General features: G+C 57.9%; 29 protein-coding genes. 16 read left to right on the top strand and 13 right to left on the bottom strand.

Annotated features, from left to right (window positions below; translation table 11 throughout):
- The first annotated feature begins 33 nt into the window (after window positions 1-33).
- Window positions 34-456 carry a 6,7-dimethyl-8-ribityllumazine synthase gene (gene ribH / locus ACFCXQ_RS10310; RefSeq protein WP_379550298.1) on the top strand — a complete coding sequence of 141 codons (423 nt, stop codon included), beginning with the start codon at window positions 34-36 and terminating at the stop codon, window positions 454-456.
- Between the two features lie 79 nt (window positions 457-535).
- Here the strand turns inward: ribH and ACFCXQ_RS10305 are convergent, their stop codons facing one another.
- From ACFCXQ_RS10305 to eno, 4 genes are all read right to left on the bottom strand, one after another.
- Window positions 536-1,258 carry a hypothetical protein gene (locus tag ACFCXQ_RS10305; RefSeq protein WP_379550296.1) on the bottom strand — a complete coding sequence of 241 codons (723 nt, stop codon included), beginning with the start codon at window positions 1,256-1,258 and terminating at the stop codon, window positions 536-538.
- A gap of 48 nt (window positions 1,259-1,306) precedes the next feature.
- Window positions 1,307-2,398, bottom strand: coding sequence for a hypothetical protein (locus tag ACFCXQ_RS10300; protein WP_379550294.1), 1,092 nt, complete (start codon window positions 2,396-2,398; stop codon window positions 1,307-1,309).
- 1 nt (window position 2,399) lies between these two features.
- On the bottom strand, window positions 2,400-3,425 hold the full coding sequence (locus ACFCXQ_RS10295; protein WP_379550292.1) for a phosphotransferase family protein: 1,026 nt from the start codon (window positions 3,423-3,425) through the stop codon (window positions 2,400-2,402).
- 103 nt (window positions 3,426-3,528) lie between these two features.
- Entirely contained in the window at window positions 3,529-4,803 is a 1,275-nt protein-coding gene (gene eno / locus ACFCXQ_RS10290; RefSeq protein ID WP_379550291.1) for a phosphopyruvate hydratase, read from the bottom strand.
- Between the two features lie 293 nt (window positions 4,804-5,096).
- On the opposite strand from eno, the gene ACFCXQ_RS10285 reads away from it, so the two are divergent.
- The 6 genes from ACFCXQ_RS10285 (at window position 5,097) to ACFCXQ_RS10260 (ending at window position 7,947) form a co-directional block, all read left to right on the top strand.
- Window positions 5,097-5,573 carry a hypothetical protein gene (locus ACFCXQ_RS10285; protein WP_379550289.1) on the top strand — a complete coding sequence of 159 codons (477 nt, stop codon included), beginning with the start codon at window positions 5,097-5,099 and terminating at the stop codon, window positions 5,571-5,573.
- Window positions 5,574-5,598: 25 nt separating this feature from the next.
- The gene (locus tag ACFCXQ_RS10280; RefSeq protein WP_379550287.1) at window positions 5,599-6,072 is read left to right on the top strand and encodes a phage holin family protein; all 474 of its coding nucleotides are present in this window, start codon (window positions 5,599-5,601) and stop codon (window positions 6,070-6,072) included.
- Window positions 6,069-6,434 (top strand): hypothetical protein, encoded by a 366-nt coding sequence (locus tag ACFCXQ_RS10275; RefSeq protein ID WP_379550286.1) that lies wholly within the window; start codon window positions 6,069-6,071, stop codon window positions 6,432-6,434. The genes ACFCXQ_RS10280 and ACFCXQ_RS10275 overlap by 4 nt, the downstream gene beginning before the upstream one ends.
- 37 nt (window positions 6,435-6,471) lie before the next feature.
- A complete protein-coding gene (locus ACFCXQ_RS10270; RefSeq protein ID WP_379550284.1) occupies window positions 6,472-7,083 on the top strand; it encodes a hypothetical protein in 612 nt (203 codons plus the stop codon).
- Between the two features lie 111 nt (window positions 7,084-7,194).
- Window positions 7,195-7,425, top strand: coding sequence for a DUF4170 domain-containing protein (locus tag ACFCXQ_RS10265; RefSeq protein ID WP_379550282.1), 231 nt, complete (start codon window positions 7,195-7,197; stop codon window positions 7,423-7,425).
- A gap of 21 nt (window positions 7,426-7,446) precedes the next feature.
- Entirely contained in the window at window positions 7,447-7,947 is a 501-nt protein-coding gene (locus tag ACFCXQ_RS10260) for a GNAT family N-acetyltransferase (protein WP_379550280.1), read from the top strand.
- Here ACFCXQ_RS10260 and greA read toward each other — a convergent pair.
- The 6 genes from greA to carA all read right to left on the bottom strand — a co-directional run bounded on the left by greA (window position 7,944) and on the right by carA (window position 14,709).
- The gene (gene greA, locus ACFCXQ_RS10255; protein WP_379550278.1) at window positions 7,944-8,411 is read right to left on the bottom strand and encodes a transcription elongation factor GreA; all 468 of its coding nucleotides are present in this window, start codon (window positions 8,409-8,411) and stop codon (window positions 7,944-7,946) included. The two genes, ACFCXQ_RS10260 and greA, sit on opposite strands and share 4 nt — an antisense overlap.
- 110 nt (window positions 8,412-8,521) lie before the next feature.
- A complete protein-coding gene (gene carB, locus ACFCXQ_RS10250; RefSeq protein ID WP_379550276.1) occupies window positions 8,522-11,848 on the bottom strand; it encodes a carbamoyl-phosphate synthase large subunit in 3,327 nt (1,108 codons plus the stop codon).
- A gap of 33 nt (window positions 11,849-11,881) precedes the next feature.
- Window positions 11,882-12,532 carry a carbamoyl-phosphate synthase large subunit gene (locus ACFCXQ_RS10245; protein ID WP_379550274.1) on the bottom strand — a complete coding sequence of 217 codons (651 nt, stop codon included), beginning with the start codon at window positions 12,530-12,532 and terminating at the stop codon, window positions 11,882-11,884.
- Window positions 12,516-12,890: a hypothetical protein gene (locus ACFCXQ_RS10240; RefSeq protein WP_379550273.1), complete on the bottom strand. Its 375-nt coding sequence runs from the start codon at window positions 12,888-12,890 to the stop codon at window positions 12,516-12,518. Before ACFCXQ_RS10240 ends, ACFCXQ_RS10245 begins: the two co-directional genes overlap by 17 nt.
- Window positions 12,887-13,531: a hypothetical protein gene (locus ACFCXQ_RS10235; RefSeq protein ID WP_379550271.1), complete on the bottom strand. Its 645-nt coding sequence runs from the start codon at window positions 13,529-13,531 to the stop codon at window positions 12,887-12,889. Before ACFCXQ_RS10235 ends, ACFCXQ_RS10240 begins: the two co-directional genes overlap by 4 nt.
- Window positions 13,528-14,709: a glutamine-hydrolyzing carbamoyl-phosphate synthase small subunit gene (gene carA / locus ACFCXQ_RS10230; protein WP_379550270.1), complete on the bottom strand. Its 1,182-nt coding sequence runs from the start codon at window positions 14,707-14,709 to the stop codon at window positions 13,528-13,530. The genes ACFCXQ_RS10235 and carA overlap by 4 nt, the downstream gene beginning before the upstream one ends.
- 152 nt (window positions 14,710-14,861) lie before the next feature.
- Between carA and ACFCXQ_RS10225 the strand changes: the two genes are divergently transcribed.
- The 8 genes from ACFCXQ_RS10225 (at window position 14,862) to ACFCXQ_RS10190 (ending at window position 23,115) form a co-directional block, all read left to right on the top strand.
- Window positions 14,862-15,317, top strand: a complete 456-nt coding sequence (locus ACFCXQ_RS10225; RefSeq protein WP_379550268.1) for a GatB/YqeY domain-containing protein — start codon at window positions 14,862-14,864, stop codon at window positions 15,315-15,317.
- A gap of 129 nt (window positions 15,318-15,446) precedes the next feature.
- Window positions 15,447-17,384 (top strand): DNA primase, encoded by a 1,938-nt coding sequence (dnaG, locus tag ACFCXQ_RS10220; protein WP_379550266.1) that lies wholly within the window; start codon window positions 15,447-15,449, stop codon window positions 17,382-17,384.
- The gene (rpoD, locus tag ACFCXQ_RS10215; protein WP_379550264.1) at window positions 17,374-19,401 is read left to right on the top strand and encodes an RNA polymerase sigma factor RpoD; all 2,028 of its coding nucleotides are present in this window, start codon (window positions 17,374-17,376) and stop codon (window positions 19,399-19,401) included. Before dnaG ends, rpoD begins: the two co-directional genes overlap by 11 nt.
- On the top strand, window positions 19,401-20,015 hold the full coding sequence (locus ACFCXQ_RS10210; RefSeq protein ID WP_379550262.1) for a DUF2059 domain-containing protein: 615 nt from the start codon (window positions 19,401-19,403) through the stop codon (window positions 20,013-20,015). Before rpoD ends, ACFCXQ_RS10210 begins: the two co-directional genes overlap by 1 nt.
- A 73-nt stretch (window positions 20,016-20,088) precedes the next feature.
- Window positions 20,089-20,553 carry a ribose 5-phosphate isomerase B gene (gene rpiB / locus ACFCXQ_RS10205; RefSeq protein ID WP_379550260.1) on the top strand — a complete coding sequence of 155 codons (465 nt, stop codon included), beginning with the start codon at window positions 20,089-20,091 and terminating at the stop codon, window positions 20,551-20,553.
- Entirely contained in the window at window positions 20,550-21,869 is a 1,320-nt protein-coding gene (glyA, locus tag ACFCXQ_RS10200) for a serine hydroxymethyltransferase (RefSeq protein WP_379550258.1), read from the top strand. Before rpiB ends, glyA begins: the two co-directional genes overlap by 4 nt.
- 9 nt (window positions 21,870-21,878) lie before the next feature.
- Window positions 21,879-22,358 carry a transcriptional regulator NrdR gene (nrdR, locus tag ACFCXQ_RS10195; protein WP_379550256.1) on the top strand — a complete coding sequence of 160 codons (480 nt, stop codon included), beginning with the start codon at window positions 21,879-21,881 and terminating at the stop codon, window positions 22,356-22,358.
- Window positions 22,359-22,365: 7 nt separating this feature from the next.
- A complete protein-coding gene (locus ACFCXQ_RS10190) occupies window positions 22,366-23,115 on the top strand; it encodes an RNA methyltransferase (RefSeq protein WP_379550254.1) in 750 nt (249 codons plus the stop codon).
- 25 nt (window positions 23,116-23,140) lie between these two features.
- Here ACFCXQ_RS10190 and ACFCXQ_RS10185 read toward each other — a convergent pair whose 3' ends face one another.
- On the bottom strand, window positions 23,141-23,455 hold the full coding sequence (locus ACFCXQ_RS10185; RefSeq protein ID WP_379550252.1) for a chorismate mutase: 315 nt from the start codon (window positions 23,453-23,455) through the stop codon (window positions 23,141-23,143).
- Between the two features lie 203 nt (window positions 23,456-23,658).
- On the opposite strand from ACFCXQ_RS10185, the gene rpsD reads away from it, so the two are divergent.
- The gene (gene rpsD / locus ACFCXQ_RS10180) at window positions 23,659-24,273 is read left to right on the top strand and encodes a 30S ribosomal protein S4 (protein WP_379550250.1); all 615 of its coding nucleotides are present in this window, start codon (window positions 23,659-23,661) and stop codon (window positions 24,271-24,273) included.
- 65 nt (window positions 24,274-24,338) lie between these two features.
- On the opposite strand, the gene ACFCXQ_RS10175 is transcribed toward rpsD, so the two are convergent.
- Both ACFCXQ_RS10175 and tgt read right to left on the bottom strand, forming a co-directional pair.
- Window positions 24,339-25,106, bottom strand: a complete 768-nt coding sequence (locus tag ACFCXQ_RS10175; RefSeq protein ID WP_379550249.1) for a M50 family metallopeptidase — start codon at window positions 25,104-25,106, stop codon at window positions 24,339-24,341.
- 19 nt (window positions 25,107-25,125) lie between these two features.
- Window positions 25,126-26,256 (bottom strand): tRNA guanosine(34) transglycosylase Tgt, encoded by a 1,131-nt coding sequence (tgt, locus tag ACFCXQ_RS10170; protein WP_379550247.1) that lies wholly within the window; start codon window positions 26,254-26,256, stop codon window positions 25,126-25,128.
- Between the last annotated feature and the right edge of the window lie 12 nt (window positions 26,257-26,268).

The following is a 26,268-nucleotide window of genomic DNA, read 5'->3' as shown; positions in this document are numbered from 1 at the left end:
CTGGCCCCGCATAAGCATTATAGGACTCACCACATGGCCAAATTTCTGATCGTCGAAGCGCGGTTTTACGACCATTTGAACGACATGCTGATCGCGGGCGCGCGCGCCGCATTAGAGGCGGCAGGACACGAGGCAGAAGTGCTCACCGTGCCCGGCGCGCTCGAGATACCCGGCGCGATCTCACTGGCAGTGGAAGCGCAAGAGTATGACGGCTTTGTCGCGATTGGCGTGGTGATCCGCGGCGAGACCTATCACTTCGAGATTGTTGCAGGCGAAAGCGCGCGCGCCGTCATGGCGCTGACCATGGATGGGATCGCCATCGGCAATGGCATCATCACGGTTGAGAATGAGGAACAGGCGCTGGTCCGCGCCGATGCAGCGCAGAAAGACAAGGGCGGCGAGGCGGCAAAGGCGGCGCTGGCACTGTTTGAGCTGCAAGGGCGTTTTGGGGGTTAGGTGAAGATCTGCTGATCTTTCTGGCCAAGACCGCGATTGTAAGCGTCCATTGCCAAGATAGCGAGCGACAAATCACGGCTCATTTTGATGTACCCCTTACAAAGTCAGTATAGCCCAACATCTGTGCCAGCGTTGGATTGGTCGTCATGTCGAAATCGTTGTCCAGACTACTGTTAGGTTTGATCCCGGTCTCTCGCAGCCGTTCCCCAATTCCGGTTGTCACTTCTTGATCGGTGATAGTGATGGTAATCGCCTGAATGGTATAACCTTCGCCAAGGCTATCGGCTGCATCGTGATAATCGATCTCAAACACTGATGTTGGATCACCCGCATCTGCAAAGCTTACCAGCATCATGCAGTCGTACTTGAAGGCATACCCGCCTTTTTCAGGTTTCGGCACGCAGGGGAGTTGTCTCGTGCTGCCGGTATTGGCAGCGATATCGAGAATATCGGCAACTCGGTCTTCCCTCTCACGTTGAGGGAGAAGATCACGAAACTGCCGCTCAGGGATCATTTCTTGCCCCTTCACCAGTGCAAACAGTGTCTTGCCATTCGGCAGATCGACAGCCACCGCTTCACCGCGAAACTCGCCATCATAGGCGCTGGCTAGCGCAACCGTTGGCCGCGACAGGCTCCAACTCCACACGCTTGACCCCGTCCGCATACCCTCCGGTGTTGCGACCTCAACCGTGACGCGCCAACGCACCTCTGCGCTGTTGGGGTTGCTCCCGCAAGCGGACAGCGCAAGCGCCCCAAACAGCAAAACGAAACTTCGCGCAAACCAAGACGAGATCAATCTCATATCCACGCCAATACACCGCCAATCTTGCCAAGTGTTTAGCGGCGCGCCCTACCCCGCCCCATCAATAAACTCGCTCAGCCCCAGTGGCGCGAAGGGGCCGATGATTAGCTGCTCAAACACGCCGATGCCTTCCTCGCCATCACTGGTCACCGCAACGGGAATTTGCACATGGATATTGTCCAGCGCGAGCGGGCCGAGGCCATCCAGCACAATGTCCTCACGCTCTACTTTCAGCGCGCCGTGATACATCCCGTGCCGCCAGTCGGGATGAGTATAGCCCAGCCCCTTCATTTGAAAGCGACCCAACGGTTCAAAGGTGATCTCCTCCGGCCCGCCGGGCAGCGCCAATGACACCGTAGAACCGCCGCTTGGCCAGCGGGTTCCGCTGCTCAGACGCGTGCGCATGCTACCCGCGCCTTCGCTCAGTACATCGGCGCTCGCCCCCTCCAGCGCCCAGGCCGCGCGGGTGTTCCATGTGTTGCCCAGCGTGTCGTTATTCACATGGAAGAACAGACTGCCACTCGGGAAGTTGATCGGCGTCCACTGCCAGAAGAAGCTCGGCATCGCCTGCCCCGGAATAGGCTGCGCATCGGGCGCGCCAATCGGACGAACACCCCAGCTGCGGTCGCGCGTGCCCATAGTGCCCGTGGCAAGCTCTTGACGTTCCCCATCGACCTCAATCCAGCCGGTCCAGCGACCATTCTGAGTCATCCGCGTGCAATCGAGCAGAACGCGCGGACCGGTCCGGTGCGTGAAGCGTGGCTCCTCGATGGGAAAATGACGCCCGGTAAAGGTCAGCTCCGCCGAAATCCCCTCATGATCGCCTACTGACACTTTCAGCACATTCAGCGGTTCGACAATCTCAATCGTGATCGGGCCGCAGGACAGGTCCATCCGCTCCATGCCCGCCTCCCGGCTCGCATGGACACAATGTTGAACCCCATCGCGAATCACATTGAAATGTGCATCCACCACATCGAGATGCGGATAGACACCAAAGGCTATCGCGAAAAAGCCGCCGCCATCGGGCGCATAGCCATTAAAGAAATAGCGGTCGTAGAAATTGCGATCCGTGCCCGCATAGGCCACCGGCTCGGCGGTCTGGTGGATGGGGAAGTCGTCGCCCTTGGACAAAGCCATATCAGATTAGCTCCCTTAATGCACCGATACTGTCATGCTCCAGCGCCAATGCGCAAGCGCCGCGCGCCATCGACAGGAAGTTGGCATCGCCCCGCTCCGTCCGCTCAACAAAAGCGGCGCTGAAGACGGCGGTTGAGACACCGTGGAGCGCGCCGATGCGGTAGTCATGCCAGATGTTTTCACGCGTCAGGGTGACGCCGCGTCGGTCCATCTCGGTGAGATAGTCGTGCAGCAAACCTTCCTCGTGAACGCGGCGCATCTCGTCGCCAATCCCGCAGCCGAGGAAATAGCCAATGTCCGTCATCGCTTTGCCTGCGGTGACGGTCTGCCAATCGAGGATGGCGATAGGCTCTGCACCGCCCTTGATATCGAACAGCATGTTGTCGAGCCGGAAATCGCCATGGACGAGGCATTGCGGCGGTTCTTCTGTGCGGGTCCAAAGCTCGCGGATTTCGGCGAGCTCTCCGCAGACTGCCATAAATTTCGGCTCAAGCTGGCCTGCATAGCGTTCGGCAAATACCTTCTGCGCTTGCGGATACATGGTGCCAAGCTGCGCGCGCAAACCCTCAGGCGGGGTGAGCCATGATGAGCCGAGAATCCCTGCATTATGCCAGCTAGAGGCGTGAAGCGCGGCGGCCTGCTTTATCGCGGCGCGTGCGTCATTCAGCGAGCATCCCTCAATCTGATTGCCACCGCGAGCCGCGCCGAGATCCTCGAAGATGATCACGAACTCTGTGCCGCCGGGATCAGCCTTGGCGAAATGGGTCGCGGGCGTTCTGACGGCGAGTTTTGCAGCGGCCTCGCGGTAAAAGCTCACCTCTTTGGCGTAGAGCCCCATCATTGCCGCCGTGCCGCGGCTGGTTTGGTCCTCAGCGGGGAACTTGCCCGCTAGCGTTGCCGGAGCGCCCTCGCCCCTCTCGTGCAAATGGAAGCGGACGCTATCGCCGACCTGCCCCGTGCCGATTGGCTCCCAAGACACGCCGCCAACATGCGTGCCAAGCAGCTGCGACAGCCACTCAGGCGTCACATCATCTGGATGGGCTGGAAACTGTGTGATCGCCCGGCTCTCCCTAGTAACGCTCTAACGGGACGATAGGGTGAGCAGCGGGCAAACACAAACTATCGGCGGATTATCCGAAACAAGCAGCTCCGGCGTAATGCGCGCTCGCGCCCAGCTCTTCCTCAATACGGATCAGCTGGTTGTATTTTGCGAGCCGGTCAGAACGGGCCAGCGAGCCGGTTTTGATCTGGCCGCAATTGGTCGCGACTGCGAGGTCGGCGATGGTGGCATCCTCGGTTTCGCCTGAACGGTGGCTCATCACCGAAGTGTAGCCTGCACGGTGCGCGATATCGACGGCGTCCAGTGTTTCTGACAGCGTGCCGATCTGATTGACCTTCACCAAGAGCGAATTGGCAAGACCGTCTGTGATGCCTTGGGTCAGGCGCTCCGGATTGGTGACGAAGAGATCATCGCCGACCAATTGCACGCGGTCGCCAATGAGATCGGTCAGCGCTCTCCAGCCTGCAAAGTCATCCTCATCCATGCCGTCTTCGATGGAACGGATCGGGTAATCATCGCATAGTTTTGCGAGGTAAGCGGCCATTTCGTCGCCACCCAGCGAGAGCTTCTCGCCCGAAATCTCGTATTTGCCGTTCTTGAAGAACTCGCTCGCCGCGCAATCCAGCGCGAGCACCACGTCCTCGCCCGGCTTGAAGCCAGCCTCTTCAACCGATGCCATGATGAAATCGAGCGCATCGCGCGTGCTGGCCAGATCAGGCGCAAAACCGCCTTCGTCGCCGACTGCCGTCGCGAGGCCCTTGGCGTGCAGCTTTTTCTTCAGCGTGTGGAATATCTCTGCGCCCCAACGCACAGCCTCGGCAAGGTTGTCCGCGCCCACAGGCATCACCATGAATTCCTGAATATCAATCGGGTTATCAGCATGCTCACCGCCATTGATGATGTTCATCATCGGCACGGGCAGGACATGGCCGGACACACCGCCGACATAGGAATAGAGCGGCAAACCGCGCGCATTCGCCGCAGCCTTTGCGACCGCCAGGCTCACCCCTAAAATCGAATTTGCACCAAGCCGCGCCTTGTTCGGCGTGCCGTCCAGATCAATCATCGCCTGATCGATATCGCGCTGATCCTCGGCATCGAGGCCAAGCAGCATTTCGCTAATCTCATTATTCACCGCATCGACGGCCTGCAGCACCCCCTTGCCGAGATAGCGATCCTTGTCGCCATCGCGCAGCTCAACCGCTTCATACGCACCAGTTGACGCGCCCGAAGGCACCGCCGCGCGGCCAAAACTGCCATCTTCAAGGAGGACGTCCACCTCAACCGTCGGGTTACCCCGGCTATCGAGAATTTCGCGGCCATGCAGGTCAATAATCGCAGTCATCGGGAACCAAAACTCCAGTGAAGTGTTGTAATTGTGTAAGACACCTCTACATTGCAGGTGCGAAGAGCGCTCTATGCGCGCGGCATGCTCGGCGCAAGATACGTTGCAGTAGGGCACGCCAAAGTTTATTCATATGCCTGACAAAGGCAGTTTGACAGTTCTGGAGGATCATCATGGCCGACGCCAAGAGCACAGCGAAGAAATCAACGGCGAAAAAGCCGCACAAAACCGCAGCTAAAAAGACTACTGCCAAGAAGGCAGCCACACCCAAAAAAGCAAAGGAGACAGCCCCCGTGTCAGATAAAACAAGCGAAGCAAAATCACGTTTCAACGCCGCATTGGAAGAAGCCAAAGCGGGCGCCGCTGCCCTTAAGGAAGAGGGCAAAGGTCGCGCCGTCGCTTATCGCGAGCAGGCCAAGGGCAAAGGCGAAGATTGGGTTGGCGATGCCAAGGCTTACGGCGAAGAAGCGAAGGTCAAGGGCAAGGAGCTTGCCGTGGAAGGCAAAGCCAAGGCTAGCGATGGCCTGCGGGGCTTAAGCGAAGTTGTCGCCGACAATGCGCATTACGTTGATGAGCGGCTTGGCGCGCAATATGGCGATTATGCCCGCAGCGCATCTAAATCGCTCGCCAACACCGCAGAAGCGCTCGACAACAAGTCTGTTGACGAAATTGGCGAAGACGCCCGCGAGTTTGTGCGCAAGAGCCCCGGCCTCGCGGTTGGTATCGCAGCAGTTGCAGGATTCATGCTTTCGCGCCTATTCCGCCGGTAACGGAAAACGATTTAAGGGGCTGAACATGCGGGAAGAGGACAACGTACCGGAGCGAGGTGAACCTGCTCCGGGCGATATGCCCGAGCATGAGCAGGGCGCTACGGACGCGGTTGACCCCGCAGATGCGCCTGTCCCCCCTTCACTGGCTGACGATCTGAAGGCGCTTACCGAGGACGGCAAGGTCTATGCCGAAGCAGAACTTGCTTTTCAGAAAAGCCGCGCGGTTTTTGCCGGTAACCGCGCAAAACACATCGCAATCTATGCGATTTTTGCTTTGGGGTTTTTGCACCTGGCCTTGGTCGCGCTGGTCGTAGGCTCAGTCTTCGCATTAGCCCAAGTGATCAACCCATGGCTCGCGACCGGCGCGGTAACGCTGGTGCTGATCCTCGGAATTGTCATTCTGGGCCTGATGATCCGATCGAAAGCGAAAGATATTGGCTTCGCGTTCGGCAAGAGTTCAGATGAGGCTGGCAATACATCAAGCGATACAAACGCATGAACGATTTACGCGCCCAAATGGTTGAAGACCGCGCCTTGCGTGACGCGGCAAAGGCTCTGCTTGATGCCGATGTTGAGAATGTGCGCGAGGATTTCTCTAGTAAGAGCCTTGCCCTGCGCGCAAAAGACCGCGTTACCGAGGGTGCGAGCGAAGTTTATGAAGAAGCCGTCGGCGTAGCTGGCGATAATAAGGGCGCATTGATTGCTATAATCGCGGCGCTTGTCATGTGGTTTGCACGCAACCCGATTACAGACCTCTTTGCGAGTGATGAGACCGCGCCAGCTGCGGATGACCACACAGAGGCCGATATAGAAGATTTAACCTCACATGATGAGAATAGCGCTACAGCAGCAGATATCTGAGACAGCGCAAAGCGGAAGTGAAGAAACGGAAAGTACGATGAGCCAGAATGCCAATGACAACACGCAGCCCACAACCTCGGTTGACGAGCTGAATTCTGATCCTGATTTCGTCGATACTGAGCTTGCGGATACTTCGCTCTACGCCAATGCACCCAAGGACCCGCGCGATTTGCTGCGCCAGAAAATCGAGGCGGGCAAACAACGCCTTGCAGAACGTGATCTAGCGAGCGCCGCAAGAGAGGCCGCTGAAAATGCCGCTGAATTCACGAAGAAACACCCGGTTGCCGTGGTCGCGGGTGCGATTGGTGTTGGCCTGCTGATCGGAGCGATGACCCGTCCGGGCCGCACGGTCGTAAAAACCGGCGCCAAGCGTAGCAGCGCTTTTGCAGCACTGGCCACGCAAGCAGCGCTCTCTTTTGGGCTCGACCTGCTTGAACGCGCCGAGGAAAGCGCGGCCAAAGCCAAGCAAAAAGGCGGCGACATGGCGGAGGATATTGGGGAATCGATTGGCACAACCGCACGCGGGATCAAGCGCGATGCCGCTTACCACGCCGATGCGGCAAGCGATGCTGTCAAAACTGCCTCACGCAAAGCCAAGCGGACGACAAGCCGCACGGTCCGCGATCTGCGCTCGCGCCTGAACGGCTAAATTCCCCTTCACATAGATTGCAGTTAACGCAGCGGGTTTGCCTGCCGCGCCGCTTGCTCTATGTGCGCGACAAACAATCCTCCCCGGAACAGCACAAAGGCACTACTCACCATGGAAGAAACCGAAATCAAACAAGCGCTCTACCTCGTCATGGGTGGCCGCGTGAAGGACCCGCGCAATATCGAGTTTCAGGACCCAGAGAGCATTCACGTAGCGGGCGTCTATTCCGATTATGAAGCGGCGGAAGACGCGTGGCGCGGCAATGCCCAGCGCACGGTTGATGATGCCGAGATGAAGTATGTGATCGTCCACCTGCACAAGCTGCTTGAGCCAAGCACTTAAGCAAGCGCTGCTAATCACGCCATGGAATACACATTGCGGCGCTATCGCGATGGCGACGAGCATGCGTTAAGCACGCTCTGCCGTGAAGCGATCACACAAATCGGGCCGCGCGCATATTCCGAAGAGCAGATTGCCGCATGGGTCGCGCGACATCCCGGGCCAGAACGTTACCGCGAGCGGGTGGCCAGTGGCGCTATCATCTTTGTCGTGGCCGACGACATCGGCACGCCGGTGGCGTATTCACTGCTTGAGCCAGACGGTCATCTCGACCACCTCTACGCTCACCCCCAGCACACACGCCGCGGCCTCGCTGAGCAAGCCCTTGAGGCGGCGGAAAATCACGCCGTAGAGCTAGGGATTGCACGCCTTTACACCGAGGCAAGTGAACTTGCTCGGCCCGCGTTTGAACGCGCGGGCTATTCCGCTACGCATCGTCGCGACTTCACAATCCCCTCTGACGGGCGCGAAATCGCCATCCATAATTACGCCATGGAGAAGGCGCTTAACGGACTACGATCCTAGATATATTCAACCTTATCAATGAGGTAGAACTTATCGCCAGAAGGGACCGTCACTTCGATCTCTTCCTGTACTTGCTTACCAATCAGCGCACGACCAATGGGCGAATTATAGGAGATCTTTCCCTGGTTCGCATCAGCCTCGGTCTGACCGACGATCTGATATTTGATCGGCTTGTCGTCTTCGTCGAGCAACGTCACCGTCGCCCCAAAGACCACTTTGTCACCAGAGAGAGTTTTGGGATCAATGATTTGCGCACGGCTAACCTTGTCCTCAATATCAGAAATCTGCGCCTCGACCTGTCCCTGCCGCTCTTTTGCGGCGTGGTACTCTGCGTTCTCCGAAAGATCGCCATGAGCGCGTGCTTCCTCGATCGCGTCAACGATTTTTGGACGCTCATCGCGCAGTTCTTTCAGTTCCGCAATCAGCGTTTCGTAGCCCTCAGCGAGCATTGGTACCTTTTCCATGAGACTCCTTTATCCTTCTGTCTCAAGCCCTTATGGGACAATTCGAGAGTATGCCGCGATGACCGCCGCACCTTCTGAACGATTTGTCCGAGGGGAAGTTCTAGAAAATCTTAGCCGCTATAATAGTCTTGGAGCGAGCGTACTTCAAGGTCAGCTGGCGAAACTTCTGCGATCGCGCGCGCTGACGCTAGGGAAGCGGCGGCTGTGGTGTAATAGGGGACCTTCTTTTCCAGCGACGATGCACGGATCGATTTGGAATCGATCAACGATTGCCATCCCTCCGTGGTGTTGAACACGAGATCGACTTCGCCATCGATAATCGCATCGACAATATGCGGCCGGCCTTCGGCGACCTTGTTAACGCGGGTCACATCGAGGCCCTGCTCAGCAAGATAGCTTTGCGTGCCGCCGGTCGCGATCACCTTGAAACCCTGCGCAAGCAGCGTTTTGACAGCCGGAACGATGACCGCTTTGTCGCTATTCTTGACCGACACGAACAGCGTGCCCTCACGCGGCAGAACCATGCCCGCCCCCATTTGCGACTTCAGGAATGCTGCGGGAAAATCTGCATCAATTCCCATGACTTCGCCGGTACTTTTCATCTCCGGTGTCAGAACGGGGTCGGCGCCGGGGAAGCGAGCAAAAGGGAACACTGCCTCTTTGACCGCCATATGCTCGGGCCGGATGTCGAAGGGCTCAAATTCGCTCAGGGGCTCGCCCGCCATCACCCGGCTGGCTATTTTGGCAATCGGGCGGCCAATGGCCTTCGCGACGAAGGGCACTGTACGGCTGGCTCGCGGGTTCACCTCGATCAGATAGACTTCGCCATCTTTCACGGCGAATTGTACATTCATGAGGCCGCGCACTTTCAGCGCGAGCGCCAATTCGCGCGCCTGCCGCTCCATCTCGGAAACTATGTCATCGGGCAGACTGTAAGGCGGGATAGTGCAGGCGCTGTCGCCCGAATGCACGCCGGCTTCTTCGATGTGCTGCATGACGCCCGCAATGCGCACTTCCTCGCCATCGCTCACCACATCCACGTCGCATTCGATGGCATCGCGCAGATATTGATCCACCAGCACCGGGCTATCGCCGGACACATTCACCGCCGTGGCAATGTAATCATCGAGCTGGGCTTCGCTATCGACAATCTCCATGGCACGGCCGCCCAGCACATAGGATGGCCGTAGCAATACGGGGTAGCCGATGTGTGCGGCCACAGCAGCCGCCTCATCGCGGCTTTTCGCAATGCCATTGTCCGGCTGCTTCAGCTTCAGCTGATTCACCAGCTTGGCAAAACGCTCGCGGTCTTCGGCAAGGTCAATCGCATCAGGCGATGTGCCGAGGATGGGTATGCCTTCGCGCTCCAAAGCAGCGGCGAGTTTGAGCGGGGTTTGTCCGCCGAACTGCACGATCACACCAACCACTTCGCCTTTGGACATTTCAATGCGCAGGATTTCGAGCACATCTTCCTCGGTCAGCGGCTCAAAATAGAGTCGGTCCGAGGTGTCATAATCAGTCGAAACCGTCTCAGGATTGCAATTGACCATAATTGTCTCAAAGCCCGCATCGCGCAGCGCATAGCAGGCATGGACGCAGCAATAATCGAACTCGATGCCTTGCCCGATCCGGTTGGGGCCACCGCCCAGAATGACGATCTTTTTGCGATCAGACGGCTCAGCTTCATCCTCGGCTTCGCCAAAGCTTGGCGTTTCATAAGTCGAGTACATATAGGGCGTGATCGCCTCAAACTCCGCCGCGCAGCTATCAATCCGCTTGAATACAGGGCGCACGCCCAGTTTCGTCCGCAGATCGCGCACTTCGGCCTCGCTGGTCGCCCCGGCCATCGCTTGCATTGCGTCATGCAAAAGGCCGGAACTGCGCGCCTGCGTCTCTCCCATGCCGCCCGCAACGCCAACGGAGCGCACGGCGAGTGTCGCTAGCCGTTGGTCGGAAAAGCCCATCGCCTTGAGCTTACGCAATTCCTGCGCATCATTTGGCAGACCATCGGCGCTCACATGCTTCTCAGCAGCGACAATCGCCTCTATCTGGCGCAGGAACCAGGGATCAAAGCCGGTGATCGGCTGCAAGTCATCCACGCTCATCCCCTCGCGAAAACCCTGCGCAATCTTGAGGATACGGTCCGGTGTTCGCTGCGAAAGCTCCGCAGTCAGCTTGTCTCGGCTCGCCCCTTCCAGCGGGAGAAAGCGGTTAAATCCGTCGAGCCCAGTTTCGAGCCCCCGCAGCGCCTTTTGCATCGACTCTGCAAAGGAACGGCCAATCGCCATCACTTCGCCGACCGACTTCATCGCAGTGGAAAGCTGCGCCTCAGCGCCCTTGAATTTCTCAAAGGCAAAGCGCGGGATTTTGGTCACGACATAGTCAATCGTCGGCTCAAAACTCGCCGGGGTCGCGCCCGTTATCTCGTTCTGGATCTCGTCGAGCGTGTACCCCACGGCCAATTTCGCCGCGACGCGCGCAATCGGAAAGCCGGTCGCTTTTGAGGCAAGCGCCGAGGAGCGCGAAACACGCGGGTTCATCTCGATCACGATCAACCGGCCATCCTTGGGATTGACCGCAAATTGGACATTCGAGCCGCCGGTTTCCACGCCAATCTCGCGCAGCACATTGAGGCTGGCGGTCCGCATGATCTGATACTCTTTATCCGTCAGCGTCAGCGCCGGTGCCACCGTAATGCTGTCACCCGTATGGACGCCCATTGGATCGACATTCTCAATCGAGCAGATGATGATGCAATTGTCCTTTTTGTCGCGGACAACCTCCATCTCATACTCTTTCCAACCTAGTAGCGATTCCTCAATCAGCACTTCAGTGGTCGGGCTCGCATCCAGCCCTTCGCGCACAATCCGCTCAAACTCCGCCTTGTTATAAGCGATCCCGCCGCCGGTCCCGCCAAGGGTGAAGCTGGGGCGGATAATGCTGGGCAGACCCGTTCGCTCAAGAATTTCCTGAGCCTCTTCCACCGTATTCGCCACGCCGCTGCGCGCGCTTTCTAGCCCGATGGAGTCCATCGCATCGCGGAACTTCTGGCGATCTTCGGCCTTATCAATCGCCTCCGCATCCGCGCCAATCATCTGGACGCCATATTCCTCCAGCACACCCATCTTTTGCAGGCTTAGCGCACAATTCAGTGCGGTCTGCCCGCCCATCGTCGGCAGCAGCGCATCAGGCCGCTCTTTCGCAATGACCTTGGCCACGATCTCCGGCGTAATCGGCTCGACATAGGTCGCATCCGCCGTTTCCGGATCGGTCATGATGGTTGCCGGGTTGGAGTTGACCAGAATGACCCGATACCCCTCCTCTTTCAGTGCCTTAATCGCCTGAGTGCCCGAGTAATCGAACTCGCACGCCTGACCGATGATGATCGGGCCTGCGCCAATGACGAGGATGGAGGAGATGTCGTTGCGTTTGGGCATTTTGGACGGAAATCCTATCGGATGGGTGCGAGGTTAGAAGAAATGCGGGCGCGGCAAGTCGGCGTCAGCGTTGAAGTTGGCATTGATCTTGGCGTCGAGGTCGGGCTCGAAGGCGAAGCGGAATTTGGTGTAGCGATTGACGTAGGCGAGCCAGTCAGGCTTGCCCGCGTCTTGGCGGAAAACGAAGGTGCAATTGCGGCGGATATCGATCAGTCGCTCGCCATCGCGCACCGCAATATAGGATAGCACGAAATGCTCGCGCTCCCCCTTGCGGCGGCCAATGATGTGGAGATCGCGGCGGGTGTCAGAGTAATCACGCTGGCGGTCATTTTCGCGAAAGCCGGAGCGCTTGCGGGTCTTTTCAACTTGCTCGTGACGTTCGTCGAGGTCGAAAGCTTCTTCGCTGAACTCGGCCGCCACGGCCGCGACGGAGCAGTCCATGCGGCCCGCAACGGGCGCGTCGGTATCTTCGCGAAACAGGACAGGCCGCCAGAATTTCACGACCGGCACACCTGCCTCGGAACCTTCGAGCGTGACCCCGCCATCGCCCTGAAATGCGACGCCCTCGACCAGCTCAACACCGGGCCAATTGGCGTATGGGTCGGTGGGTTGGGCGAGGGCTGACGTCGCGGCAAATAGCGCACCGCAAGCAAAGCCAAAAGTGATGTCAGAATACCTGCGCATTTTGGTCCGTGATCAGCTGAATATATAGAGGAAAACCTTCCAGTCTTGCGCGCTCGAACACGCAGTAAATCGCCAGATCGTTTTCCTGATTGATCTTAATCAAGCTGTAGGGAACCCCATCAGGTCCATTTGCTTGTTTCATGAAAAACTGCTTTGCGCCACATTCCCGCAGAAGTTGACCGCTGGTTTGCGCGAACTTTTCAAATTGGTCCAATTCTTCGACCGTAAGCGCTCGCTCAGAGACACTTAAATATGGATGTAGTTCGGCCGGTGCTTGAACAAATAAATTTGTAGCAAGCATTGCAACCGCAGATGTTGCAACGCCCAACGCAAACCAAATTAGCTTGGTTCGCCTCACCCCAACATCCCCACAAACTTCTTAAACGGGGAGAACCCATTGCGGTTATCGAGGAAAGCGGTCGGGAATGTGAAACGCACTTTTGTATTCCGCTCAACCAGCGCCAAGAAATCGACCTCGCCGAGCGCACGCGGTACATGCTGGACAGTGCAGTTGCGCGTCACGCTGACGACAGTATCGCCCCTCACCGCGGTAATCAGCGATATGACAAAATGCTCATGCGGATCGGGGCGCTGGCCAATAGCATGAAGAATGCGAACACCGCCTTTGTCCGCGCGCACGATCTTATCAGTGGTAAAGCCGCGCTCTTTGCGCCTCTCTGCAAACTGTTCGTATCGCAGGTCCAAATCCAGCTCAGAGGGGCTCAACTGGGCTTTGTGAACTCCGGCATAGCACACCATGCGTGCGGACACTGGCGGGCTGTCTTCTCGAACCGCGGGCAGCTTTAGCGGAAGGACGAAAACATCATCCTTGCTGGGCGTGTCACTGCTGGTTCTGCTGCGACGCTCCCCTCTGACTTCGAACATCGCATCACGGTCAATGAGAACCGAATGCCATGCGGGCTTCGGCGCGTCCTGCGCAGCGGCAGGCGCTGCGGTTAGCGCCAGTGCCGCAATGAGTGTCCGAGCGAGCACACTCACGTGAGCATCCCCACAAACTTCTCAAATAGGTAGAAGCTGTCTTGCGGGCCGGGTGAGGCCTCGGGGTGGTATTGCACGCCGAAGGCTTTCTTACCGGTAATCGCGATCCCGCAATTGGAGCCATCGAATAGGGACACATGCGTTTGCTCAACGCCATCGGGCAGGCTGTCGCCATCCACCGCGAAGCCGTGGTTCATGCTGGTGATCTCAACCAGTTCCGCCGTCTCGCCCCAGCCGGAGCCAACGCGTTGAACCGGGTGGTTCGCGCCGCGATGCCCCTGATGCATCTTTACCGTCCTTGCGCCCGCCGCCAGCGCCAGCATCTGGTGCCCAAGGCATATGCCGAACAGCGGCACATCGCGCTCCAGCAGGCCCTTAATCACCGGCACCGCATATGCGCCCGTCGCCGCCGGATCGCCCGGCCCGTTGGAGAGGAACACGCCGTCCGGCTTTAGCGCCAGCACATCTTCCAGCGCAGTCTTGCCGGGCACAACGGTGACCTTCGCCCCAGCCTGAACCAGATTGCGGAAGATATTGTCCTTCGCGCCGAAATCCAGCGCGACGACATGCGGCTTATTGGCCCAGTCAGCCCGTGCATAACCCTTGCCCAGCGTCCACTCGCCGCCGCCCCAATCTTCGCGCGCCTCGCGCGTCACGGAAGGCACCAGATCCAGCCCCTCAAGCCCCGGCCAGCTTTGCGCCTTGGTCAGCAGCGCATCGAGATCAAACTTGCCGCTCGCATTATGCGCGATCACCGCATTAGGCGCGCCGGACATGCGTATGCGCCGGGTCAGTGCGCGGGTATCCACCCCAGCAAGGCCGATTTTGCCAGCCGCGCGCATCCATTCGTCAAATTCGTGCTCGCTACGAAAATTGCTCTGCGGCGTCACATCTTCGCGGACAATGCAGCCCACCGCGCCGTGATCTTTGCTCTCAACATCCTCTGCATTCGCGCCGACATTGCCGATATGCGGGAATGTGAAGGTGACGATCTGGCTATCGTAAGAGGGGTCGGTCATAACCTCTTGATAGCCAGTCATAGCGGTGTTGAAGCAGACCTCGCCCACGGCATTGCCTTGCGCACCGAAGCCGCGCCCCCACACCACTGTGCCATCGGCCAGAACAAGACAACCCGTCGCACCAGAAGGCTGCGCAGGAAAAGAGGCGGAAGAAGCCATTTGGGCGCTCCGTTAGAGAGGGTTTCCAGCAATGTCGCTAAGCGATGTTTGCTAAGGAGCGCGGCCCCTCCCGTCAACCGCTGGGCTTGGCTTTCCGGCAAGCAGTTCTATGTGAGAGACAACAATTCCACAGATAAATGCAAGAGAGCGCCATGAGCATCCGAGAAACAGTCCAAAAAGAAACTATCACTGCCATGAAGGCTGGCGATAAAGAGCGCACCGCGACGCTCCGCCTGATCGGGGCGAAGATCAAAGACCGCGATATTGAGCTGCGTACCTCGGACAAGAAGCCTGAGGATGATGAGCTGGTCACGAGCGTGCTGCAAAAGATGGCCAAGCAGCGCCGCGAATCGATCACCATGTACCGCGATGGCGGACGCGATGAGCTGGCGGACAAGGAAGAGGCTGAGCTGGCGGTTATCGAGGAATTCCTCCCGCAAATGATGAGCGAGGAAGACACTGCCGCGGCGATTGCCGCGATCAAGGAAGAGCTTGGCGCGGACAGCATGAAGGACATGGGACGCGTGATGGGCGAGCTAAAGAAACGCCACGGCGCGGTGCTCGATGGGTCGCTGGCGAGCGGGATGGTGAAAGCGGCGCTTAGCTGACTTGTGCTCACGCTCTCGAACCGGAAAACCTGTTCCCACTTTTCCTGATCGCGCTCCGGGTGTGTTTGCACACAGCCTCATGCACAGGATGCGCTCGACAGGGCATCTCTAAGTAGGCAAAGTCGCCCCATGGCTCTCTCACCACAATGGCTGGATGAATTGCGGGCGCGCACGACGCTCTCGACTTTGATCGGGCGAACGGTGCGCGTGCAAAAGGCGGGGCGGGAGTTCAAGGCCTGCTGCCCCTTCCATGATGAGAAGACGCCGAGCTTTACCATCAATGACGCCAAAGGGTTCTACCATTGCTTTGGCTGCGGCGCGCATGGCGATGCGATCCGCTGGATGACCGACCATCAGGGCATGGGCTTTATGGATGCGGTCAAAGATCTGGCCGTGGAGGCCGGGATGGAAGTCCCCGCGCCTGACCCGGTGGCGGCGCAAAAGGCAGAGAAGCGCGCGAGCCTGATTGATGTAACAGATGCCGCACAAAGCTGGTTCTATGGCAATTTACGCGGGAGCGGCGGGGTTGCCGCGCGCAGCTATCTCGACCGGCGCGGTTTCTCGCAACAAGTCATCGAGGAGTTCGGCTTTGGCTATGCACCGGGTGACCGTCAGGGATTGAAGAGCGCGCTCGCCAAATTCGATGAAGAGATGCGGATTGAGGCAGGTATGCGCATCGTGGTCGATGGCAAAGAACCGTATGACCGGTTTCGCAACCGGCTGATGCTGCCGATCCAGGACGCGCGGGGCCGCGTTATTGGCTTCGGGGGTCGTATCCTCGATGCTGACGCCAATCCCAACGCGCCGAAATATCTGAACTCGCCGGAAACTCCCCTCTTCGACAAGGGCCGCACGCTTTACAATCTCCACCGGGCTGCGCCCGCCGCGCGCCAGTCTGGCCGGATCGTCGTGGTTGAGGGCTATATGGACGTGATTGCGCTGGCAAATGCGGGGATTGGCGAAGCGGTTGCGCCGCTGGGCACTGCGCTCACCGAGCAGCAGATCGAGCTACTCTGGCGCCATGTTGAGCGACCCATTCTATGCTTTGACGGCGATAAAGCCGGTCAACGTGCGGCGATGCGTGCCGTGACCCGCGCCCTGCCCTTGCTTCGACCGGCCCATTCGCTGGGCATTGTCCGCATGCCCGAGGGCGTCGACCCGGATGATCTACTGAAAGAGAAAGGCCGCGACGCGCTAGAGGAATTGCTGGGCAATGCGAACAGCCTGCTCGACACGCTCTGGATTGTGGAGCGCGATGCGGCTCCGCTCAACTCACCCGAAGACAAGGCTGGCCTCAAAGCCCGCCTGATGGCTCACGTGGAAACTATTCAAGAACCCGACATCCGTGCGCTCTATCGCCGCGAATTGCTTGAGCGTTTTTCCAACTTCGCCTTCCCACCGCGCGAGCAGCGCCAATGGACACCGCGCCAGCAAGGCGGAGGCGGCAAATGGCAAAAGGGCGGCTTCAAACCCGCCGCGCCGCGCCTCTCGCCTGAGGCCGCTGCAAACCTGCGCCGCATCACCTCTGGCGGGTCGCGCGATTCGCTCGCCGCGGCGGTAATCAGCGGCCTTGCGCGCTTCCCAGATCAGATCATCCGCCATGAAGATGCACTATTAGACTTTGCTGCGCGTGATAAAAATGTCGGTAAAGCAATTGATTCGTTGATTGAGGCCGCTGAAACGCTTGATTCGCACGACCAATCCCCCATATCAGCAGAGTTAGGCCTTCCAGCCCCACCGGATTTATCCCGATACACCTTCCTTGATGAAGGCACCGACCCGGTAGATGCGCGCGAGGAATTGGCCGAAGCCGTGTCTCTGCTGGTCGAAAGGCCTGCGCTAGAGGCTGCCCTGACGGCAGCCACTTCGCGTTTCGAGCAAGATCCGGAAGGCTCAATGGAAGAACAGGCGCAGCTGCGAAAGCGGCTCTTGCTACTGGACGAGAGATTGAAGCAATTCGGACGCAAGAAAGCAATCGCGGACCAAGATAACAATTCAACGCTTACAGTAGAGAACCTTTCTGCTGATGAGCGCAAAGATGGACTGACGCAAATAGATGGCCACTAAGTCAAAATCTGCCGATAGCGAAGACGCTCCGCTGATCGATCTGAACGAAGCTTCAATCAAGAAGCTTATGACCAAAGGTAAGCGCAAGGGCTACATCACATATGATGAGCTTAACGAAGCGCTGCCTTCGGATCAGATGAGCCCCGACCAGATCGAGGACATTCAAACCTCCTTGTCCGAAATGGGCGTCCAGATCGTTGAGAACGATGAGGAAGCTGAGGCGGAGGCTGAAAAGGAAGCCGAAGTCGAAGAAATCTCCGTAGGCGCAGATGGCACCAAGAAAGGCGCCGCCAAAGCCGCGGCTACTCCGACCAAAAAGCTCGCGGCAGGTGAGCGGACTGATGACCCTGTTCGCATGTATCTGCGCGAAATGGGCGCGGTGGAACTGCTCAGCCGTGAGGGCGAGATTGCCATCGCCAAGCGTATCGAGGCTGGCCGTGACACAATGATCATTGGCCTATGTCAGAGCCCGATTACCTTCCACGCTATCATGCAATGGTCACAAGCTCTCAATGATGAGGAAATGCAGCTGCGCGAGATCCTCGATCTTGATGCGATGCTTTCTAAAGAGCCGCCGCCAGAAAAGATGGCGGAAGAAGAAGACGCCGATGATGACGGTGAAATCTCAGAAGAGACCGCTGGCCCCTCTATTCGCGACGATGACGAGGAAGAGGATCACGAAGAAGAAAGCGACGACGAAGACGGCGAAGAAGGCTCCTCAAAGAAAGACGATGAGGAAGAAGAGGACAACACCATGTCCCTCGCGCAGATGGAAGCCGCGCTAAAGCCCGACGCGCTGGAACGCTTTGAACGGATCACCAAACTCTTTAAAACGTTTGAGAAGCTCCAGCAAGAACGTGTTGAAGTCATGGGGCAAGGTGGCGCCTTCACTGCCGCCAAAGAGAAGAAGTATGAGTCACTTTCCGATCAGCTGACAGCTGAGGTCGAGAGCGTTCAGTTCCACGCGACCAAAATCGAATTCCTGGTCGACAACCTTTATGCATTCAACCGCCGTTTGACTGCATTGGGAGGCCAAATGCTGCGCCTTGCAGAGCGTCACAAGGTCAAGCGCAAGGACTTTCTTGAGGCCTATATCGGCCATGAGCTTGACGATGCATGGCTGGGTGATCGGACCAAGAAAGATAAGAAATGGGCGGCCTTTGCTGAAAAAGAAGCCGATGCCATCGACCGCATTCGAACCGAAATTGGCGATATTGCTAGCGCAACAGGCATGTCCCTGCCTGAGTTCCGCCGCATCGTAAATATGGTGCAGAAGGGCGAGCGTGAAGCACGTATCGCCAAGAAGGAAATGGTGGAGGCGAATTTGCGTCTCGTGATTTCTATCGCAAAGAAATACACCAATCGCGGTTTGCAATTCCTCGACCTCATCCAAGAAGGCAATATCGGCCTGATGAAGGCGGTTGATAAGTTTGAATATCGCCGCGGCTATAAATTCAGCACCTATGCGACTTGGTGGATCAGGCAGGCCATTACCCGCTCAATCGCGGATCAGGCTCGCACCATCCGTATTCCAGTCCATATGATCGAGACGATCAACAAGCTGGTGCGTACAAGCCGCCAATTCCTGCACGAGGAAGGCCGCGAGCCGACACCGGAGGAGATGGCCGCACGCCTTTCCATGCCGCTGGAGAAGGTTCGCAAGGTCATGAAAATCGCCAAGGAACCGATCTCTCTTGAAACGCCGATTGGTGATGAAGAAGATTCGCACCTTGGTGACTTCATCGAGGATAAGAATGCGATTATCCCCGTGGATGCCGCGATTCAAGCGAACCTTAAAGAGACGGTCACCCGCGTTCTTGCGAGCCTCACGCCGCGTGAGGAACGCGTGCTGCGTATGCGCTTCGGCATCGGGATGAACACCGACCACACTTTGGAAGAAGTTGGCCAACAGTTCAGCGTGACACGCGAACGTATTCGTCAGATCGAGGCGAAGGCGCTGCGTAAGTTGAAGCATCCAAGCCGCAGCCGCAAAATGCGCAGCTTCCTGGATCAGTAATGCGCCGGTTTCGTACAGGCATCGCTGCCATTGGATTGATCGCGGCACCGTTGGCGGCGACGCCAGTTGCTGCTCAAGAAACTGATGTAGCGGAAGCTCTACCCGCTGATGAGCTTGCCGAAGCGCAGGCCATCATCAACGCGATTTATCCGCCCGGCGAACGGGATGCGATCTTCACGAAGATGGTCAACGATATTGGCGGCCAATTTGGCGCCGCCGCAATGCAAGGTCCTATCTTTCAAGAACCAGGCATTCGGGCGATTATGGACGATTTTCTGAGCAATCTTGGTGAGCGATTGATGCCGACAATACAGAAGCATTTGCCACAGATCATCGACGCCACAGCGGTTGCATATGTAAACAAGTTCTCGCTCGAAGAACTGCAACAGATCCGCGCCTTTTCCCAGACCCCAGCCGGTTCGCGTTACTTCCGCGAGTCTCCTGAACTGCTCAGCGATCCAGCGGTCGCTGCTGCTAATCAGCGATATTTCGCGGATATCACTAAACTGCAGGGTGAAGCGGGGAGCGAAATACGCGTCAAAGTTCAGCAATATCTGGCTGAAAACCCTGACGCATTAAAGCGCATCGAAGAAGCGATGGCAGAGGCAAACTGAAACTCTCCGTCAACACAGGATAACCCCACATAAAGGGTCGCACGAATCGCCTCACCACACTATGTGGCCACTCATGCGTATTGCACTTGCTTCCGACCATGCCGCCATCGAGCTCAAGGCTGCCTTGCGCGATTGGCTGATTGAACAAGGCCATGAGGTCGCCGACCTTGGCCCGAACACCGCCGACAGTGTCGATTATCCCGACTATGGATATAAGCTGGCCAGCGTCGTCGCTGATGGCACGGCCGAACGCGGGATCGCCATTTGCGGCAGCGGCATTGGCATTTCCATCGCTGTGAACCGTCACCCTGCGCTGCGCTGCGCGCTCGTTTCAGAGCCGCTGTCCGCGGCCCTCGCCCGCGAGCATAATGATGCAAATGCTATTGCCCTTGGCGCGCGGCTAACTGGCATTGAAATGGCCAAGGCTTGCGTCGAGGCGTTTCTGAACACCGAATTTGGCGGAGACCGTCATGCGCGCCGCGTTGGCAAGCTTGGCAATCCGCCCATCACACCTGATACGATTGAGACCCTGCAATGAACGCTCCTTCCGCTAACGACCCCGTCAATGACCCGGCAATGGACGCGTTTTGGAACGCGCCGCTGGCCGAGAGCGATCCCGAAATCGCAGAGGCAATTGGCAAAGAGCTCAAGCGGCAGCAGGACAAGATCGAACTGATTGCGAGCGAGAATATTGCGAGCCGTGCGGTGCTGGAAGCTACCGGCAGCGTGTTCACCAATAAATATGCAGAAGGATATCCGGGCAAGCGCTATTACGGGGGCTGCGACTATGCCGACGTAGTCGAAACGCTGGCAATTGAGCGAGCCAAGCTGCTGTTCGGATGCGAATTTGCCAATGTTCAGCCGAACAGCGGCAGCCAGATGAATCAGGCCGTGTTCCTTGCTCTGCTTGAGCCAGGCGACACCTTTATGGGGCTCGATCTGAACTCGGGCGGGCACCTGACACATGGCTCACCCGTCAACATGTCGGGCAAATGGTTCAACCCGGTCAGCTACGGCGTGCGCAAAGAAGACGAGCTGATTGATATGGATGCAGTCGCGGCGACTGCACGCGAGCACAAGCCAAAGCTCATCATCTGCGGCGGCACTGCCTATTCGCGGACATGGGATTTTGCCGCCTTCCGCGCAATCGCCGATGAAGTGGGCGCTTATCTGCTGTGCGACATGAGCCACATCTCCGGCCTTGTCGCTGGCGGCGCGCATCCCTCGCCGTTCCCGCTTTGCGACATTGTGACCACGACCACGCATAAATCTTTGCGAGGGCCACGCTCTGGCGTGATCCTGTGGAACAATGAAGAGCTGACCAAGCCGCTTAACATGGCGGTCTTCCCCGGCCTGCAAGGCGGCCCGCTAATGCATGTCGTCGCCGCTAAAGCCGTCGCGTTCAAAGAAGCGCTGACCCCTGAGTTCAAAAGCTATGCGCACCGCGTGGTCGAAAACGCCCGCGCGCTCGCCGCCAGTGTTGAAGAGCATGGACTGCGCGTCGTCTCTGGCGGCACGGACAATCACTCAATGCTGGTCGATCTGACAGCCAAAGACGTGACCGGCAAGGCAGCAGAGGCCGGCCTCGACCGGGCTTGGCTCACCTGCAACAAGAACGGCATTCCATACGACACGCGCAGCCCATTTGTGACCAGCGGCATCCGCCTTGGCACACCGGCAGGCACAACGCGCGGCTTTGGCCCCACCGAGTTCCGGCTCATTGGACAGCTCATTGTCGAAGTGGTTGATGGCCTGGCAAAGAATGGACCCGAGGGCGACGCGCAAGTCGAGGAAAGCGTGCGCGGCCGCGTTGCTGAGCTATGCGCGCAATTCCCAGTCTATCCTGGTCAGTAGGCACCGCATATGCGCTGCCCCTATTGCGCCTCGGACGATACGCAGGTCAAAGACTCCCGCCCAACCGAAGACAACACCTCCATCCGCCGCCGGCGGCAATGCTCTCAATGCGGCGCGCGTTTTACCACTTTTGAACGCGTGCAATTGCGCGATGTGACCGTGGTAAAATCAGGCGGAGAGGGACAAGAGCCCCGCCGCGAGAGCTTCGACCGCAGCAAGCTGGAAAAGTCAGTCGCGCTGGCTTGCCGCAAACGCGGCGTGACACAGGAACGCATTGACCAACTCGTTAGTGGCATTCAGCGCCAGGTCGAGACCGCTGGCGAGCCCGAAATTCCCTCCAGCAGCATCGGTGCAATGGTGATGGACGGCCTGCGCCAGATTGACAGCGTGGCCTATATCCGCTTCGCAAGTGTCTATCGCGACTTCAGCGAAGCCAAGGACTTCGAGGAATTCGCCAGCACTGTGCAGGAAGCCGCCAAAGGCGACTGAGCGGGCGATGCCGGATACGCCCAATAAATCTGAAAAGCCGATCATTGTTCTAGTGCGTCCACAGCTCGGCGAGAACATTGGCAAGGCGGCCCGCGCGATGCTCAATTTCGGGCTTACCGAAATGCGCTTAGTGGCGCCGCGCGATGGCTGGCCGAACCCAGACGCAGGGCCATCGGCAGCGGGCGCAGATGTGGTGATAGAAGGCGCGCAGGTCTTCGAAGCAACAGCTGAGGCTGTGGCCGATTGCGCCAATATCTATGCCACCACCGTGCGCAAGCGCGGGGTCACCAAACCAGTCGTCACACCAGAGGAAGCTGCGCAGCAATGGCATAGCGAACCAGGCAAAAGCGCGATCCTGTTTGGCCGCGAAGCTTCAGGCCTAGCGACAGAAGATGTCGCACTCGCCCGCGCGATCCTAACCGTGCCGATCAATCCGGAATTTGGTTCACTAAACCTCGCGCAGGCGGTCATTCTGTGCGCTTATGAATGGTCGAAAACTCAGGCTAGCGCGCAAAACCTTGCTCAGCCCACTTTGGAAGAGACGCTGCCGCCAGCGCCTCAGGCAGAGCTGGATGGTTTAGTCGAGCATCTTGAAACTATGCTGGAGCCGAATGGCTATTTCTATCCGAAAAACCGTGAGGAAGCGACGCGGCGCACGCTTCGCGGCGTCCTAACCAAGCCAGCATGGAACGAGTTAGAGATACGCACCTTGCGCGGTGTACTTTCCCATCTGCAGCGCGGGCCAAGACCGAAATAGTCACCCCAAGCGCTAGCCAGACGCCTTACTTGCCCCGCAAACGGTCCCACTCGACCAATTCATAAGCGATCGAGCTTTCGACCAATTGCTCCCATATCCGCGCCAGATCCTCTGCTGGGAGATCACGCTGAGCCGCGTCATCGCGTGCATTTTCAATGACTTGTGCTTTGCGACCCTCATCGCGCACTGTCCCGCGGTCCTGCTTTATCCGTGCCGCTGCGCGCATATAACCATAGCGCTGCGCGAGCAGCGCCATAAGCTCGCGATCTGTGGCATCGACACCCACGCGCACATCGCGCATATCCGCGCAGTCCTCAGGTTGCTTGAATTCGTCACTCATGCCCGCGCCTCTGCCGCGTTAGCCTCAGTTTGTCGAGCGTGATTTGACTAAACTTGACGCGCTGCACAATCCTGCTAATGCGCGCGCTCGCAATTGGTCCCGCACCCCGGTGAAGCGGAGACCGCGCTTGAGTGTTTCTCTTGCGGAGCGATGCCGGGTTGAACGGTCGCCAGATGGGCGGCCCAGCAAATTTGAGAGATTTTATGACGAAGCGTACTAGCTCGAAGCACAAACTTGACCGCCGGATGGGTGAAAACATCTGGGGTCGTCCAAACTCCCCGGTAAACAAGCGCTCTTATGGCCCCGGCCAACATGGTCAGCGTCGCAAGAGCAAGATGAGCGATTTCGGTCTGCAGCTGCGCGCCAAGCAAAAGCTCAAGGGCTATTACGGCGACGTCACTGAGAAGCAGTTCCGCAGCACCTATAAGGATGCCACGCGGATGAAGGGCGATGCTGGTCAGAACCTGATCGGCCTTCTTGAGCGCCGTCTGGACATGATCGTGTACCGCGCGAAATTTGCGCCAACGATCTTTGCTGCACGTCAAATCGTCTCGCACGGTCACATCCGCGTGAACGGCGTAAAGTGTAACATCGCGAGCCGCCGCTGCGATGTCGGCGATATCATCAGCCTAGGCGACAAGGCCAAGGAAATGGCGCTGGTTATCGAGGCACAGAGCCTGCCAGAGCGTGAAATTCCAGACTATGTCGCTCCTGATGGCAATGACAAGGTGACCTTCACCCGCGTGCCAAAACTCGACGAAGTGCCCTATCCGGTGACGATGGAACCGAACCTCGTGGTCGAGTTCTACTCACGCTAAGGCTTTTGGCCCTTAGTCAGAACAAAGAGGGCGGTCCCGCGGGACCGCCTTTTTTTGTTTGTGTTCTAGGCGTCAATCTTGCTGGAATAGTTCAGCGACCACCATACCAAAGCGATAACGCCGATAGAAATCGCACCACCCCAAAACCAATGTGGCAACAACAGAACGTCTGCGATCTTACCGGTGTCCGACCCGGCGTGTGCTGCACTGTCACTGAACATGTAGTCTAGATCTTGCCATACGCTAATCGCGCCCTGCACGCCCAGAAACTCAACGGCAAAGCGCTGGAGTTTGCGGCGCCGGGAAAAAGCAATCCAGATTGCGGCTATTCCGAAAGCTGGCAAAATAATCCAACCGGTCAGCGACCTCACCCAAATCAACGTTGTGATCAAAAGAGCCGCCCCCAATCCCGCCAGGGCCAATTGTGTCGCAAGTTTTCGGCGGGACGCGATGATCAACGCGCAGCCTGCGGCTGTTGAGCCAAAAAATCCTGCTGCCGCAACCAGCGCACGCTCCAAGCCCCACAAATTATCAGCGCCGGAAAACTGCGCATAGCCCGATCCGTCGGCATTTATGACAAGCTGTTCAAAGTGTGCGCCAAGAAAGATCGCAGCAAGCCCATGACCCATCTCGTGATACCAGGTCGCCAGCATCGTAAAAGGCATCAAGGCAAGCGTGCCGATATCGGTTTGCCAAGCCAAGATCGTAACAACGGCAATCGCGATGATATAACTCTGTTCAGGCTGAGTCGGTTCCTCAGCATAGGGCAAACCCCACTTCGCCGGGACTACTATAGGCTTTGGCTCTACTACTGGCTTGCTCTTACTATTCATGCACAGAGCTTACCGAGCTTCAGCTTTGACGCAAGTAACCCCGGCGAAAATCTCTCGCAAAATCCGCAAACTCACCTTTTCGGATGGCGGCGCGCATTGCCTGCATCAGTTGCTGATAAAAGGCGATATTGTGTTCGGTCATCAGCATCGCGCCGAGGATTTCGCCCGACTTCACTAGATGATGCAGATAGGCGCGTGTGTATGTGCCGCAGGTCTTGCAAGTACAGCGGTTATCCAGCGGATCGGTATCCTCAGCAAAGCGCGCATTGCGCAGGTTCAGCGGACCATTCCACGTAAACGCCTGACCGTTGCGGCCAGAGCGGCTGGGGAGCACGCAATCAAACATGTCGATCCCGCGTTCGACCGCGCCGACCAGATCATCCGGCTTGCCCACGCCCATCAGATAACGCGGCTTATCCTCTGGCAATTGCCCTGGCGCGAAATCGAGCGTGGCAAACATCGCCTCTTGCCCCTCCCCCACAGCAAGACCGCCCACCGCATAACCATCAAAGCCAATGTCGATCAGCTTCTCTGCGCTAATCTTGCGCAGTTCTTCGTCGAGAGCACCCTGCTGAATGCCAAAGAGCGCCGCACGCTCAGCATGTTCGCCGCCCGCATCGAAGCCTTCGCGGCTGCGCTTCGCCCAGCGCATTGAAAGCTCCATGCTCTCAGCAATCTTGTCACGCGGTTGATCGGCGCGAGGGCATTCGTCAAAGGCCATTACAATGTCGGAGCCAAGCAAACGCTGGATCTCCATGGAACGCTCCGGGGTGAGCATATGTTTCGAGCCATCCAGATGGCTACGAAACTCCACGCCTTCCTCAGTCAGCTTGTTGAGGTCAGACAGGCTCATCACCTGATATCCGCCAGAATCGGTCAGGATCGGCTTTTGCCAATTCATGAAATTATGCAGCCCGCCAAGCCGCGCAACCCGCTCTGCGCCGGGGCGCAGCATCAGGTGATAGGTATTGCCGAGAATGATGTCCGCCCCGGTTTCCCACACGCTCTCAGGCTTCATCGCTTTGACAGTTGCGGCGGTGCCCACCGGCATGAATGCTGGTGTCTGTATCGTGCCGCGCAGCATGGTGATCTGCCCAGCCCGCGCAGCTCCATCGGTTGCGTCGAGCTTGAATGTGAAACGATCCCTCATGCGCGTCTCGCT

The organism is Qipengyuania rhodophyticola (assembly GCF_042493225.1).
Classification (GTDB): domain Bacteria; phylum Pseudomonadota; class Alphaproteobacteria; order Sphingomonadales; family Sphingomonadaceae; genus Erythrobacter.
The sequence above is the reverse complement of the archived record's forward strand: the minus strand, read 5'-3'. Positions and strand labels throughout refer to the sequence as shown.